This window comes from Christensenella tenuis, from assembly GCF_014287795.1.
Classification (GTDB): domain Bacteria; phylum Bacillota; class Clostridia; order Christensenellales; family Christensenellaceae; genus Christensenella; species Christensenella tenuis.
Genome location: NZ_JACOON010000006.1, coordinates 244,237 through 258,440, shown reverse-complemented (window position 1 = coordinate 258,440; position 14,204 = coordinate 244,237). Strand labels below are relative to the sequence as shown.

Annotated in this window: 13 protein-coding genes; all 13 read left to right on the top strand. The window is 53.1% G+C overall.

Features of this window, described 5'->3' with window-relative positions:
- The 13 genes from H8S18_RS12175 (at position 1) to H8S18_RS12115 (ending at position 14,185) form a co-directional block, all read left to right on the top strand.
- Entirely contained in the window at positions 1–1,002 is a 1,002-nt protein-coding gene (locus H8S18_RS12175; RefSeq protein WP_186858537.1) for a uroporphyrinogen decarboxylase family protein, read from the top strand.
- A 231-nt stretch (positions 1,003–1,233) separates the two neighbouring features.
- Positions 1,234–1,869 (top strand): hypothetical protein, encoded by a 636-nt coding sequence (locus tag H8S18_RS12170; protein WP_186858536.1) that lies wholly within the window; start codon positions 1,234–1,236, stop codon positions 1,867–1,869.
- Positions 1,870–2,091: 222 nt separating this feature from the next.
- Positions 2,092–3,753, top strand: coding sequence for an AMP-binding protein (locus H8S18_RS12165; protein ID WP_186858535.1), 1,662 nt, complete (start codon positions 2,092–2,094; stop codon positions 3,751–3,753).
- Positions 3,754–3,850: 97 nt separating this feature from the next.
- A complete protein-coding gene (locus H8S18_RS12160; RefSeq protein WP_186858534.1) occupies positions 3,851–4,111 on the top strand; it encodes an acyl carrier protein in 261 nt (86 codons plus the stop codon).
- A gap of 196 nt (positions 4,112–4,307) precedes the next feature.
- Positions 4,308–5,348 (top strand): glycerol-3-phosphate dehydrogenase, encoded by a 1,041-nt coding sequence (locus H8S18_RS12155; protein ID WP_186858533.1) that lies wholly within the window; start codon positions 4,308–4,310, stop codon positions 5,346–5,348.
- Complete coding sequence (locus H8S18_RS12150; protein ID WP_186858532.1) at positions 5,345–6,502, top strand: MFS transporter; 1,158 nt, start codon at positions 5,345–5,347, stop codon at positions 6,500–6,502. The genes H8S18_RS12155 and H8S18_RS12150 overlap by 4 nt, the downstream gene beginning before the upstream one ends.
- A 77-nt stretch (positions 6,503–6,579) precedes the next feature.
- A complete protein-coding gene (locus H8S18_RS12145) occupies positions 6,580–7,122 on the top strand; it encodes a DUF308 domain-containing protein (RefSeq protein WP_186858531.1) in 543 nt (180 codons plus the stop codon).
- 473 nt (positions 7,123–7,595) lie between these two features.
- Positions 7,596–8,528 (top strand): AEC family transporter, encoded by a 933-nt coding sequence (locus H8S18_RS12140; RefSeq protein ID WP_186858530.1) that lies wholly within the window; start codon positions 7,596–7,598, stop codon positions 8,526–8,528.
- Between the two features lie 119 nt (positions 8,529–8,647).
- Positions 8,648–9,595: an AEC family transporter gene (locus H8S18_RS12135; protein WP_186858529.1), complete on the top strand. Its 948-nt coding sequence runs from the start codon at positions 8,648–8,650 to the stop codon at positions 9,593–9,595.
- A 355-nt stretch (positions 9,596–9,950) separates the two neighbouring features.
- Positions 9,951–10,184, top strand: coding sequence for a hypothetical protein (locus tag H8S18_RS12130; RefSeq protein WP_186858528.1), 234 nt, complete (start codon positions 9,951–9,953; stop codon positions 10,182–10,184).
- Between the two features lie 371 nt (positions 10,185–10,555).
- The gene (locus H8S18_RS12125; protein ID WP_186858527.1) at positions 10,556–11,068 is read left to right on the top strand and encodes an RNA polymerase sigma factor; all 513 of its coding nucleotides are present in this window, start codon (positions 10,556–10,558) and stop codon (positions 11,066–11,068) included.
- A 49-nt stretch (positions 11,069–11,117) separates the two neighbouring features.
- Positions 11,118–12,050: a biotin/lipoyl-binding protein gene (locus H8S18_RS12120; protein WP_186858526.1), complete on the top strand. Its 933-nt coding sequence runs from the start codon at positions 11,118–11,120 to the stop codon at positions 12,048–12,050.
- 11 nt (positions 12,051–12,061) lie between these two features.
- Positions 12,062–14,185: an NHLP family bacteriocin export ABC transporter peptidase/permease/ATPase subunit gene (locus H8S18_RS12115; protein WP_186858525.1), complete on the top strand. Its 2,124-nt coding sequence runs from the start codon at positions 12,062–12,064 to the stop codon at positions 14,183–14,185.
- Positions 14,186–14,204: the final 19 nt, after the last annotated feature.

Here is a 14,204-nt window from a genome sequence, read left to right as displayed (position 1 = left end):
ATGTGCAACGCAAAAGAACGAGTTTTTCAAAAACTGATGGGAAAAGAAACGGACCGCATTCCCAACTTGAATATTGTCATGCTGTTTGCGGCCCGGGAAGCCGGCGTTTCCTTTCGTGAATATTGCAGGAACCATGAGGCGCTTGCCCGGGGAAATATACTGTGCGCGCAGCGCTATGGGATTGACGTAGTGACGACAATGTCGGACCCGATGCGGGAAGCGCACGATCTCGGAACGGAAGTGGAATTTCCTGAGGATGATGTGCCGTATGCAAAGGTATCTCTGCTGGCGGATAAATCCCGGCTGGAAAAACTAAGGCTGGTAGAACCGTCAAACGGCCGGCGGATGACGGAAACTGTCCGGGCGATTGAGTTTTACAAAAGGGAAGTGGGGAACGATTACCCGGTTGTCGGTTGGGTGGAAGGCTGCTTTGCAGAGGCTGCCGACCTGCGCGGGGTCAATGAGTTTCTGATCGATTTATACGACGATCCGGAGTTCATACACGCGCTGCTGGAGTTTTGCCTCGAGCAGGCGATCCTGTACGCGCGGGCACAGGTCGAGGCTGGCGCAGATATCATAGGCGTGGGCGACGCGATCGCCTCCGTCGCCGGGCCAAACGCCTATCAGGATTTGGCAGGGGAATATGAACGCAGGCTGCTTACCGCAATTCGTGGAATGGGCGCAAAAACAAAGCTGCATATTTGCGGGAATACGAGGCCGCTGCTCGAATGGATTCCCTTTGATGTAGTGGATATTTTTGATGTGGACTGGATGGTGCCGCTTGAAGAAGTGAGAAAGTACAGCGGCACATCCGTATTATCCGGAAATTACGATCCTGTTGCGGTGCTGCTGCAGGGGACGCCCGAGTCGGTAAAGCAGGCGGCGGAAGAGTGCACCCAAAAGGGGGGATCCCATTATATCAGCTCCGCGGGCTGCGAAGTCCCGAAATTTACACCGCCGGAAAATCTGCTTGCGGTGAAAGAATATTTGGAAACCAGATAATCCAGGGGTTTATGGAAAAAACGGCCTGCAGGAGAGGGCCGTTTTTTTGTGCCCGGATGTTGCCTGCCCTCCAAAATCTGCGGGACTGGAAAAAGATTAAAATATAAAAAAGGCGTTTTATGAAAAAGCGGGCTGTGTATGTTAATGTAACTTGGTTTCGGGACAAAACAATTCCGGGACATTCTGAGAAAATTCATAGGATACCGCAAAGACGGTTAGGAGGTAACAAAAATGGCACAGGAAAAGAGCGGCACAAAATCGACGCTGCAAAGCGCCGGTGAAAAGATCGGCGATGTTTTGAGCAAAGCAAAGGACAGCATTGTAGCACTGGGAGGAACGGTTGCGGCGCGGTCGAAGGAAATGATGGACGTTGCAAAGCTGAATGCGCAAAAGGCGAAGCTGACCGACGAGATCAACGAGAGCTACCGCGCAATCGGCAAGGCGACCTATGATGCGGGGCGGTTGAAAAAAGACCTCGCGGAGCATGGGGACCGCATCAAAAACAACGAGGCAGAGTTGAAAAAGATCGAAGCAGAGATCGACAGGGTGAAATCTGAGGCGGACGGCGAAGCGGCAGGAAAGATGGATCAAGCGAAGGAGAAGGCGTCGGAAACGGGAACGGCGGCCAAAAAAGCCGGCGGCAGCGCCAAAACAGCAGCCAAAAAAACGGCCTCCTCCGCGAAAACGGCTGCCAAGAAAACGGGAGCAGAAACAAAAACAGCGGCTAAGAAAACAGGCTTAGCTGCGAAGACAGCCGCCAAAAAGACGGGCGAGGCGACCAAAACAGCGGCAAAAAAGACCGCTTCCGCCACCAAGACGGCAGCTAAGAAGAGCACGGCCTCAGTCAAAAAAGCGGCGAATTCATAAGAGTTTGCAAAGAAAAACAGGATGGGAACATCACAGGATGGGAACCTCCTGTTTTTTTATGCGAAAACGGCAGGCTTTGCGCCGGCGGACTGCGCCTATAAATGGTGTGCGTCCGCCGGCGCTTGCGCGAAAAAGCAAACCGGGGCGGCACGACACGTATGGAAAAAATCCCGCCAGTGTGCTATAATGGCTTCCAGATGAACGAATGGAATGAGTTGTGATATGGAAAATTACCCCAATTATCCCTTAAAAAATGAAAAGAATATGCGGACGATGCTTGCCGCTGCAAAAGAGGCGTACGGCGGACGGGATATGCTGCGTGTGCGCACAAAGGAAAAAACGGTGCGCGGGATCGGCGCAGGCGAATTCCTGCGTGATATGAACGCGCTCGGGAACGCGCTTTTAGGGCTTGGCCTTGCGGACGCGCACATTGCGGTCATCGGGCCGACGAGCTACGAATGGCTGCTTACTTACTATGGCGTACAGTGCGGCGTGGGCGTCATCGTTCCCATCGACAAAGAACTGCCGGACGACGAGATTGCGAATATCCTCGAAGACAGCGGCGCGCAGGCGCTGGTCTTTTCGGGTGAATATGCGGATACGGTGGAAAATATCCGCGATAGCCTTGCGGCTGTGAGATTTTATATTAATATGCACGCGGAGCAAGACGGTAAAAAAACGCTCGGTTTCCGCGGGTTGATCCGCGAAGCGGAAGAGTGCGGGTATGAGCGGCGGGAAATCGACGAAAACGCCCTGTCCGCCCTGCTGTATACGTCGGGCACGACGGGAAAGAGCAAGGGCGTGATGCTGACGCAGAAGAATATCCTCTCCGCATCGGAGGGAGGGCTTTCCCTGCTGGATCTCGGGCAGGTATGTATGTCTGTGCTGCCCGTACACCATTCCTTTGAAAGTACGCACGGCATCACCATGATGATCCAGAACGGCACAACGATCTGCATAAACGACAGCCTGCGGCATTTCATGGAGAATTTGCAGCTTTTCAGGCCGGATATGATTTTCCTTGTGCCGCTGTTCGTAGAGATGATGCACCGCAAAATCTGGCAGAACGCGGAAGCAAACGGCCAGGCAGACGCGCTGCGCGCACTGGTCGAAAAAAGCAATGCGGAGCTTCGCGCGGGCGAAGACAACCGCGATCGATATTTTAAAAATATCCACGACGCGTTTGGCGGGAACCTGAAGCTTATCATCTGCGGCGGCGCGCCGCTGTCCGCGCGGCTGATGCGCGAATTCCGGGAGTTTGGCATCCTGCTTTTGAACGGTTACGGGATTACGGAATGCGCACCCCTCGTTTCGGTCAATAAAAACCGCTATTATTGCGATGGGGCCGTAGGAATCCCGATTGCGTGCTGCAATGTGAAGGTGGAAAATGCGGACGAGGACGGAGACGGTGAAATCTGGGTTAAGGGTCCCAACGTGATGCTCGGGTATTATAAAAACGAGGAAGGCACGCGGGAAGTAATGAAAGACGGCTGGTTCAACACCGGCGATATCGGTCACATAGACGGCGGGGGCTTCCTGCATATTACGGGCCGCAAAAAGAACCTGATCGTGCTTCCGAGCGGAAAAAATATTTATCCCGAGGAAATAGAGGAATATTTGATGCGCATCCCGTATATTAAAGAAGTGGTCGTGTATGCGCCGTCTTCGGACGGACTTAGCGAAACGGAGCTCTGCGCGGAGATTTTTGTGACGGAAGAGTATACGGCGGCCCATAGCGCGCAAGAGATCGGGGAATCCCTCGAAAAGGATATTTCCGCGGTCAATAAAACATTGCCCATTTTTAAACACGTCGGGCATTTCCATGTGCGTGACAAGGAGTTTGAAAAAACAACGAAAAAATCAATTAAACGCTTTGCAATGTAAAGCGGGCGAGACCCCGGTATGGGCGGAAGTTTTGCGGAAGGGAACCCTTCCGAAACCAGGCGAAAATAAATCAGTTTGACGAAAGGAGGAAACCGCGATGGTGGAGCTGGAAAAGGTACAGCAGCTTCTGGCAATGGCCTGTCCGAAGGAAATTGAGGAGATTACTCCGGATAAGCACCTGATCAGCGATTTGGAAATGGATTCATTCGGGCTGATGGAGGTGGTCATGGCATTTGAGGATGAATTTGGGATTGAAATCCCAGACAGGGACCTGCGGCTGCTCGATACGGTAGAAGACGTACTGTTATACCTCGAAGACAAAACGGAAACAGGGCATATGCCCGTACAGGCATTCTAAACATTTATTAGAATTTATAACGGTGGAAAGGGGCCGCGGCGAGCGGCCTTTTTTCGTGAAGGGCTTTCCATTGCGGGAGAATGGGAGTAAAATAAATAGGGCAAATCTGCTTTTTGCCATTGGGGCACAGGGAGCGGGACGGTTCCCCTCCACAGCCTTTTGAAACAGGGAATACAATATCAAGGGAGAGCAATCGATGAGCATTATTACAATCGTAGGGGCGGGAATGATGGGTTCGGCCATCGGTTTCCCGGCAAGCGGCAATGGGCATGAAATACGGCTGGTGGGTACGCCGCTTGACAGGGAAATCATTGAACACGCGCGCAAAACAGGGGAACACCTGACCTTAAAACGCCGTCTTCCCGGCAGCTACCGGTATTACCAGATAGAAGAACTCGAAGAGGCGCTTTTGGGCGCGGATTTATTGGTAAGCGGGGTGTCAAGCTTCGGCGTAGACTGGTTCCTTGCCGAAATCCTGCCGGTAATCCCGGAAACGCTGCCCGTCCTCGCGGTAACGAAGGGAATGCAGGATACAGAGGAAGGGAAACTGATTCCCTATCCGCATCTTTATGCGCAAAAATTGAACAGGAAGCTTTCGCTGAATGCGGTCGGCGGCCCGTGCACAAGCTATGAGCTTGCCGATCACGATCCTACGGAAGTGTGTTTTTGCGGGGAGGATATGGAAACCCTGCGAAAAATTAAGGCACTGTTTGAAGCGCCGTATTACCACATCAGCCTTTCCACGGATGTTGTGGGCGTGGAATGCGCGGTTGCCATGAAAAACGCTTATGCGCTTGCGGTGTCTCTCGCGGTGGGGCTTGCCGAGCGCCGGGAAGGGGTGCCCGGGAAAGAACATTATAATTCGCAGGCGGCGCTGTTTGGGCAGAGTGTCCGCGAAATGCGCAAACTGCTTAAGCTCGTGGGCGGCGGCGACGACAACATCGTACTTGGCGCGGGCGACCTGTACGTGACGGTATTCGGCGGACGTACCCGCAAGATCGGCGTACTGCTCGGACGGGGCATGCGTTTTGAAGACGCAATGGCGGAGCTCGAAGGAATCACGCTTGAATCGATCGTGATAGCGACGCGCACGGCACGCGCGGTGAGAAAGCTGATTGCCGGGGGAAAGGCAACGGCCGCGGATTTTCCCTTGATGCTGCATGTGGACGATATCATCAACAACGGAAAAGACGTGAATATTCCGTGGGGCAGTTTCGAGGTGGAAACGCAGCTATGAAAAGAAATATCGTCATCATCAACCTTGTAGCGGCATTTTTGTGGATGTCCATGTATTCCTATGTGCCGACGCTGCCCGCATATGCGACGTCCCTAGGGGCGACGGCCGCTGTGGTAGGGGCGATCGGCGGGGCCTATGGCGTAATGCAGATTGCGCTGCGTGTGCCCCTTGGGATCATTTCAGATAAGATCGGCAAGGATAAATTGTTGCTGCTGGTTGGCTTTGTGATTCTTGCAGTCTCAGGATTGATGTTCATTGTGGCCAAAGACACCTTCTGGGTGATGATGGCCCGCGGTGTGGGCGGAGCCGCTGCGGCGTGGTGGGTCGTGATTTGCGCCTCCTATTCCAAGTACAACGATGAAGACAAGCAAGTGAAAGCGCAGGGCATCCTCAATGCGTCGTCCAATATGGGCAAGGTGGTCGCCGCGCTCGTGGGCGGGTTCCTTGCGCAGGCGTTCGGCCTCCACGCGCCCTTTTACTTTGCCTTCCTGGTCGCGCTCGTGGGCATCGGCTGTATTATGATGTTTAAAACGCCGAAGGAAGAACAGAAGATCGTTCCGCCGAGCGGCAGGGAGCTTGCGGCCCTGATGAAAAACAAGCATCTGATCGTTTTTTCTATCCTTGCTGTTTTTTCCCAGCTGCTGTGCTTTGCGCTGCCGAGTTATTTCACGTCGGTTGCGGCGCAGGATCTCGGCGCGGACTCCTCGCAGCTGGGTCTTTTGATGGTTGTTTATTTTCTGGTAACAAGCCTTTCGTCCATGTTTGTCGGCACCAAACTATATAAAAAAATCGGCGGGATTAAGTGCATTACCATTTCATTTGTGCTGGGCGCAGTTTCGTGTATTCCCATGTTCTACCACATGAACCTTGGGGTAATCTATGTGATGCAGGCATTGTCCGGCGTTTGCTACGGAATTACGTGCGGCGCGCTTGCGGGCTTTGTCATTAAGGCGGTGGAACCGCGTTACCGGTCTACGGCAACGGGTATCCTGCAGTCCATTTTTGCCATCGGGATCTTCCTCGGGCCGGTCATCGTGGGCAACGTGATCGAGGCGGCGTCCATGGATATGGCCTTCTGGGTAATCTTTGCACTGACTTCCGTCGCCGCAGTTCTGAGCCTTTTGCTTATCCCGAAAGAATATGATAAGATGTGATTAATGAAAGTGGTTTGAAGAGGCGTTTGCAGGGTATTATTAAAACATAATCCATATGAAAACAGGAGGGGGAAGTTATGAATTCTGAGTCTTGGAAATCCAGGGAAATGATACGGCTGATCCTGAGCATTGTTCTTTTGATTATTGGACTTATCCTGCTCGGCGCACCGCAGTTTGCAATGGAAGTGATTGTTGTAATCATCGGCATCGTGGTGCTTGCCTACGGCGTAATCCAGTTATTAATCAACCTGTCAAAACGAAACAGGGGTGACGCGAATGCGGGGCTTGCCGTCCCGATTATCGCCATCATCATCGGTGTTCTGCTGATCATCTTCCGCGGAGGTGTAGCCAATATCATCCTGCCGTTTATCATCGGCGTATGGGCGGTTATTACGGGCGTCATGAGCCTGATGGAAGCGTCGCAGGTGAAGGACTACAGCACGGGCGCATGGAAGGTGGCGCTCATCAGCGGCCTTGCGGAGTTGGTGCTCGGTATTATAATCATCGTAGGAATTATCGCGGGCGGGAACGCGCTTGGCGTGCTGCTCGGCACCTGCTTGACGATCTATGGTATTTTCAGCATCATCGAATGGGGAATTGTGGCCTCGGCCAAAAAGTAACCTGCTGCGGCGAGTTTGCCGCCGGAAAAAGCTTGCTTTGCAATGAAGTTCTTCTCAAATGCCGCATCGGAAACGATGCGGCATTTTTGATGCTTTTCAGCATGGGAAATCCAAGGCGCCCTGGCGCCGGATGCCGGAACCGTGATGAACCTAAAAGGCAAACGGGCGGGACTTTGCTCAGATGCCGGATCGGCTGGCGCTCACGGTCTATGCAGGCCGCGGCATGTTTTGGATTTTATATCTGATTCTTGCTGCCGGACTGCAGGGAGCCAATACGGCAGAATACTGCGCAAATTCCAAAAAACAGGAACAAACAGTCAGTATAATTTCGAATTTTTGGCGTATTATTGCCCGATGTTGCCATTGGGGGGAAAAGAGGCGCTGACCGTGCTATAATACCAATATCCGATTTGGTTCCAGCCGGGAAATGATTTACTGTACAACATCGTTTTTTTTCGTGTGAGGAGTGGCGTATGGATCGTTTTCTTTCCATCTTACCGATTATTGCCCCTGTTTTCGTTACGCTTCTGATCGGCTATTTTTCTAAAAGAAAAGGGCTGGTCTCCCCCGAAGGAGTGGGGGGAATGAAAGCGCTGGTCATGAATTTCGCGCTTCCGGCAGTGATCATCGGGGCGTTTTACAATATCGATATTTCAACAGATATTCTGGTGATTGCGGCAATCATCTTTTCCAGTGGAATTGCAGGCCTTCTGGCCGGGAAGCTGCTGAAAAAGCTCCTGCGCATCCGGCACGAGGCAATGCCCTTCCTGATGACGACCTTTGAAACGGGGATGATTGGGTATGGGCTCTATATTTTGCTGTTTTCACAGGAAAAATTTTCCTGGTTTGCAATGGCGGATATCGGGGAAGCGGTTTTTGTCTTTACTGTATACAGTATCCTGCTGAATATGCGCGTGGGGACGGATGTGAAGAGTTCGCTTCGTGCCATGCTCAAAACCCCGATGATTTGGGCGACCGCCGCGGGGCTGATCCTCGGGGCGACAGGCCTCGGGCGCCTGCTCGACGCGTCGCCTGCCGGACCCACCGTGGGCGAAGTGCTTTCCTATGTCGGGGCGCCCACCGGAATTTTGATGTTGTTTGTCGTGGGGTACGAAATGCAGCTCAACAGGCGGTATATCAAAAGCGGCCTTGCCGCCCTCGGACTGCGCGCGTGTGTGATGGCGCTGCTCTGCTTTGCGGTGGTAAACCTTATCTTCCTGTTCATCCCGTTCAATGAATATTTATTCTGGTCCTTTATCCTGATGTATTCCCTCCCGTCCACCTACCTGCTTCCGTTATTTACGCGCAGCGGGGACGACAAAGCCTACGTGGCGACGAGCCTCGCGCTTTATACAGTGTTCAGTATTGTGTTATTCTCGGTAATCGCATACCTGGCCGTGCCCTGACGGCGGCGCAGCCCGCAAATAAGACTGCCCGGGCAAAGCTTTTCAGCAAAAATGAAATATGATATGATAAATAAAATGCATGTCCCATCCTGGAGAGGTAAAAAGAGAGGACAACCGCAATGGAACAATTTTTTTCAGTGCTACCTATTGTTGCGCCCGTATTTATCGCGCTTCTGATTGGTTATTTTTCCAAACGCAAAAGGCTCGTCACGCCCGGCGGGATAGAGGGCATGAAAGCCCTGGTGATGAATTTTGCGCTGCCTGCCGTTATTATCGGCGCGTTTTATACGGTCACGGTAGATACGGATATGGCCGTCGTCGTGATTACGATGTTCTGCTGTGGGCTCACCGGGCTGCTGTTGGGAAAACTCCTGCGGTGGCTGCTGCGCCAGAAGCAGGATTTGCTGCCCTTCCTTGTCACTTCATATGAAACGGGAATGCTTGGCTACGGGCTCTACATCATGCTGTTTTCCCAGGCGCAGGTCTCAAATTTCGCCATGATTGACCTTGGAGAGGCGGCATTTGCGTTCACGATTTACATCGGGCTGCTGAATGCGCGCAAAGGAGTAGACGCTAAAAGTTCCCTCCGGTCTATGGTGAAAACGCCGATGATCTGGGCGGTTGTGGCAGGGATCGCCCTCGGGGCGACCGGGATTGGGCGGATGCTCGACGCGTCGCCCATAGGGCCGGCCATTTCGGAGGTGCTTGCGTATATCAGCGCGCCGACAGGCATCCTGATGCTGTTTGTAGTGGGCTATGAACTCGAGTGGACGAAGGAGTACATGAAGGATGCGCTGGTCGCGGCCGGGCTGCGCTTTTGCGTGATGGCGCTGCTTTGCTTCCTTGCGGTAAACGTCATCTTCCTGTTTCTTCCGTTCAACGAATATTTGTTCTGGGGCCTGGTGCTTGTGTTTTCCCTGCCCGCGCCCTATATCCTGCCGCTTTTTATCAGCGGGGAAAAAGACAACGCCTATGTGGCGACGAGCCTTGCGCTTTACACGGTAATCAGTATTGTGCTGTTCACGGTGATTGCGTGTATGGAAACTTCGGGAGTGGTTATGGGCTGACGGCCTTCCCCGCATCGGGAAAAAGCGGACGGCGGGCAAAAGGCCTGTGCGCGGCTGTGGCCGGTTTGGCTGTAAGAGGGATGGTAAAAAGGCCCCTTTTCCGAATACCGGATATCCGGGAAAAGGACAATAGGGGGCGGGCCGGCATATAATAAACGATGTTAAAATGCGCGTTTTATTTCCCTGCCGCAGCCAAACGTGCGAAGAAGCCGGGGCCAAGGCCCGCAACGGCACCCGGAAAGGCAAACCGGGCCGGACGAATCCCCACGGGTAAAACCGGATTTTCCTGTGAAAATGAGCCGCTTCATTGCATCGCGCGTATAGGATATAAATAGCAATGGGGGAGATTGAGCAGATGAACAAGAGAGAAAAACTGTTTTCCTTTCCAGACGGTGAAAGAAGCAGGAACGGGGTTCCGGATTTTGCGGATTTTTCGCTGGACAGCGGGCTGAAGAAAGACCTGCTTCAGATGATTCAAAAAAAGTGCTTCCGTCAATTGGCGGACAGCGAACTGGAAGAGATCCATGCGGCGGGTGTGCCCTGCCCAATGGAAGATATGGACAGGAACAAGGACGATACCGTGCGCTGAAGAGTGCAAAAGCCACGGAGCGGCTGCACAGAACGGAAAACATCCGCCCCCGGAAGGCCGGATTTTATTTTTCCGGCATAGCAAAACCGCCCGCGGATGCGGAAATTTCACACCGTTGCGGCCCTCCGCCGGAGTATAGCCGCGGTTTTTTGAAGCTTCGCGCCTGTGCCGCGCAGAGGTTCCTTTTTCCACGGAGACCCCTTTGGTTCTGCGCCTCCATAAAGGATATACGTCTGGAGAAAAAAGATAGCTCAATATGACCTGAAAAAGCTGCGGAAATGGTTTTTCCTGCCAAAAATTTTTTTGGCAGGGCGGTCTGCCGCGAACAAAGGATACGAATGCATAAAACGCAGGAATGAATGGAGTTCGGAATGACGCACGTCAAAGCTTTTGAAGAGCTGTATGAAGAATATTTTCCCAAAATATACAATTATATTTTTTACCGCATCCTTCGCAGGGAGGATACGGAAGACCTGGTAAGCGAAACTTTCATGAAGGCTGCAAAAAATATGCACCGGTTTGATGAAAAGAAGGCTTCGTTTAAAACCTGGATATTCCATATCGCAAAAAATACCCTGACCGATTTTTACCGGAAACAGAAAAAAGAGGCCTCGTTGGACGACGAAAACGCACGGGTGGAAATTGCCGTGGATTTCGACGTTCAGTTTGACAGGATCGCTTTGCCTAAGCGGCGGGCGTTGCTGCGGGAACTTATGGGCCTGAAAGAAAAGGAGCGCATGATCCTATACTATCGTTACTTTGAAGGATATAAAAATAGAGAGATCGCAAAACGGCTTGGCATGAACGAAAGCACGGTAGGCACAGTTCTCGGGCGGACGTTAAAAAAATTGCGTACAGAGGAAATTCGTGATTTAATGGATTAGGGGCGTTTGTACGCAGCCCTTCCCCTGCCCGCGGCGCGGGCGGGGCAATATGGATAAAACAAATTGGGAGATTGCTATGGCCAAAGACCTTTTTCGGAAGAAATCGCTAGAAAACGCAGCTTCCCCGGAAAAACTGGATGAATATGTGAAAATAACAAATCCCGGCATATGGAGCGTGCTGGTTGCCTGCATTGCCGTTGTGGTGGCGGCGGCCGTCTGGTTTGCCGTCGGCACGATTCCAGATACCCTTGAAATGAAGGGAGTAGTGTTCCCGGGGGACGGCACGGTTTCCGTGCTCTCGACAGGCGGCGGGAAGGTGCATGACGTGCGCGTAAGCGTTGGGGATATGGTCATGCCGCACGATATTCTGGCAGTGATCCCGCAGCCGGAACTCGCGGCCGAACTCGAACAGCTGCAGGCGGCGGAAGAAAAGGACGAGACGCTGATTATGCAAAAACAAAATGAATATGCCGCCGCCTCGGTCATCCGTTCGGAGGTTTATGGAATCGTGCTGGATACGGTGCACGTGAACGATATTGTGGGGGAGAACGAACAGGTTGCCAGCCTCGCGCGGATCGAGGAGGGCACGAACAGTTATGAAATCCTGTGTTATGTGCCTGTGGATACAGCGCGCAAGCTTTCGGAAGGGATGGAGGTGCAGGCCTGCCCGTCTTATGTCTCGCGCGAGGAATATGGATATATGATAGGCTATATTTCCGAAATCGGGGAGTATCCGGTGACGGATAACGATATTACGGCCGCCGTGGGAAACAAGCAATATGTAGCGGAGATCATGGAAGAGGGCAACAGCATCGAAGTCAGGGTGTCTATTTCGCTTGACGCGGAATACAGCGGTGCGGGAAATTCCGCGGCGTGGTCGAACCCAAAAGGAAATACGCTCGAGCTTTCAACGGGAACCGTCTGCGACCTCCTCGTCGTCATAGACGAACAGAAGCCTTACGAGCTTTTGCTTAATTCGTGAGGAGGCGGCATATGAAGGTGGCAAAGGTCCCGGTGGTTATGCAGATGGAGGCGCTTGAATGCGGAGCCGCCTGCCTGGCGATGGTGCTTGCCTTTTATGGGAAATGGCTGTCGCTGGAACAGGTGCGCGGCGATTGCGGGGTATCGCGCGACGGCAGCAGCGCGAAAAGCCTCGTGACGGCAGCGAGGGCCTACGGCCTTGAGGCCGCGGGCTACCGGATGGAAATCGAGGATGTAAAACAGTGTGGCTTTCCGGCTATCCTGCATTGGAATTTTAACCATTTCGTTGTGCTGTGCGGGTTCAAAGGAGACAAAGCTGTGATAAACGACCCGGCGCGCGGAAGGATATCCGTGGGCATGGAGGAATTTGACCGCTCGTTCACCGGAATTGTCCTTTGCTTCGAACCGGCGGAGGCGTTCCGGCGGGAAGGAAAGCCCGCGAGCGTTATGGATTTTGCAAGGAAAAGACTCCGGGGGAGCCGGGGGGCGGTTGTGTTTGTGATGCTGTGGTCGCTCATTGCTGCGGCCATTGCCATTGTAATTCCCCTGTTTTCCAAGGTGTTTATGGACAACATTTTATCCGGGAAAAATCCGGAATGGCTGACGCCTCTCATTTCCGTCATGCTGGCGGTGCTGGTTTTCCAGTTTGTAACGGCGTCCATCCAGAATGTATATTGGATGCGTATTCAGGGGAAGATGGCAACGGTGGCCAGCTCGTCCTTCATGTGGCATGTGCTGCGGCTGCCGGTCGGTTTTTTTGCACAGCGCTATATCGGCGATATTGCCGCGCGGCAGGCAAGCAATGAAGGAATCGCCTCTACGCTGATCGGAAGGATCGCGCCGCTTGCCGTCAACGTGTGCCTGCTGGTGCTGTACCTGATCGTCCTGCTGCGCTACAGCGTCCTTCTTTCCGCTGTGGGCATTGCCGCCGCTGCGGTGAATTTGGCGGTCATGCGTATCATTGCCAAAAAACGCGTCAATGCCAGCCGGGTGATTGAGCGGGATATGGGCCTTCTTTCGGGCGTTACCGCGGCAGGCTTCGATATGGCGGAAAGCATCAAGGCGGCAGGGGCGGAAAACGGGTATTTTGAACGCTGGAGCGGGACGTATGCCCGCGCCAACAACGGAAAAATCCAACTGCAAAAAGCAAACCAGTTTTATAATATGATTCCGCAGTTTGTGCAGCAGCTTGCGAATATCGCGGTGCTGATGCTCGGCGTATACCTCATTCTGGACGGCAGCTTCACCATAGGTACCCTGCTTGCGTTCCAGGGAATTTTGTCTTCTTTCCTCGCGCCGGTCAACGAAATTGTGCAGGTAGGCACGACGTTTTTTGAAATGCGCACACAAATGGAACGGATCGACGACGTATTCCATTATAAACCGGACGTATCCGAAGAAGGGGAAGCGGACGGAAAACTGCGGGGGACGGTCGATATGGAAGGCGTGACGTTTGGGTACGCGAAACTTTCGCCGCCGCTGATCTCGGAATTCAGCCTGCACGTGGAATGCGGAAAGAGCATTGCGTTCGTCGGTGCTTCGGGTAGCGGAAAATCGACGTTGGCTAAACTGATCTCCGGGCTGTATCCGCCGTGGGAGGGACGTATTTTGTTCGACGGAACCCCGCGCGGGGAGATCCCGCGGAGCATTCTTACGGATTCCGTAAGCGTGGTGGATCAGGAAATCGTCCTGTTTGAGGATACGGTGCTGAATAACATTACAATGTGGGACCGGAGCATTCCCTTTTCGGATGTGGTCGAGGCATGCAAGACCGCCGAAATCCATGAGGATATTATGCTGCGTCCGGACGGATACGACGATATGGTGGTGGACGGCGGGAAAAATTATTCCGGGGGGCAGCGCCAGCGCCTTGAGATTGCCCGCGCCCTGGTCAGGAAACCGTCCGTTTTGATTCTGGACGAGGCGACGTCCGCCCTGGACGCCAAAACAGAGCAGCAAATCATGGAAAACCTGAAAGAGAAGGGGATCACGCTCATTATCATTGCCCACCGGCTTTCAACGATCCGCGACTGCGGGGAAATTATTGTCCTGGATCATGGGAACGTGGCGGAGCGCGGCACGCATGAAAGCCTGCTCGCGAGGCATGGAACCTACGAAAAATTGTTGGACGATTGAAGAAGGAAGGAGGAGTGGA

Bases quoted from the DNA above. Each gene is read 5' to 3' on its own strand.
- H8S18_RS12175 (WP_186858537.1), top strand. From the start codon at position 1: ATGTGCAACGCAAAAGAACGAGTTTTTCAAAAACTGATGGGAAAAGAA.
- H8S18_RS12170 (WP_186858536.1), top strand. From the start codon at position 1,234: ATGGCACAGGAAAAGAGCGGCACAAAATCGACGCTGCAAAGCGCCGGT.
- H8S18_RS12165 (WP_186858535.1), top strand. From the start codon at position 2,092: ATGGAAAATTACCCCAATTATCCCTTAAAAAATGAAAAGAATATGCGG.
- H8S18_RS12160 (WP_186858534.1), top strand. From the start codon at position 3,851: ATGGTGGAGCTGGAAAAGGTACAGCAGCTTCTGGCAATGGCCTGTCCG.
- H8S18_RS12155 (WP_186858533.1), top strand. From the start codon at position 4,308: ATGAGCATTATTACAATCGTAGGGGCGGGAATGATGGGTTCGGCCATC.
- H8S18_RS12150 (WP_186858532.1), top strand. From the start codon at position 5,345: ATGAAAAGAAATATCGTCATCATCAACCTTGTAGCGGCATTTTTGTGG.
- H8S18_RS12145 (WP_186858531.1), top strand. From the start codon at position 6,580: ATGAATTCTGAGTCTTGGAAATCCAGGGAAATGATACGGCTGATCCTG.
- H8S18_RS12140 (WP_186858530.1), top strand. From the start codon at position 7,596: ATGGATCGTTTTCTTTCCATCTTACCGATTATTGCCCCTGTTTTCGTT.
- H8S18_RS12135 (WP_186858529.1), top strand. From the start codon at position 8,648: ATGGAACAATTTTTTTCAGTGCTACCTATTGTTGCGCCCGTATTTATC.
- H8S18_RS12130 (WP_186858528.1), top strand. From the start codon at position 9,951: ATGAACAAGAGAGAAAAACTGTTTTCCTTTCCAGACGGTGAAAGAAGC.
- H8S18_RS12125 (WP_186858527.1), top strand. From the start codon at position 10,556: ATGACGCACGTCAAAGCTTTTGAAGAGCTGTATGAAGAATATTTTCCC.
- H8S18_RS12120 (WP_186858526.1), top strand. From the start codon at position 11,118: ATGGATAAAACAAATTGGGAGATTGCTATGGCCAAAGACCTTTTTCGG.
- H8S18_RS12115 (WP_186858525.1), top strand. From the start codon at position 12,062: ATGAAGGTGGCAAAGGTCCCGGTGGTTATGCAGATGGAGGCGCTTGAA.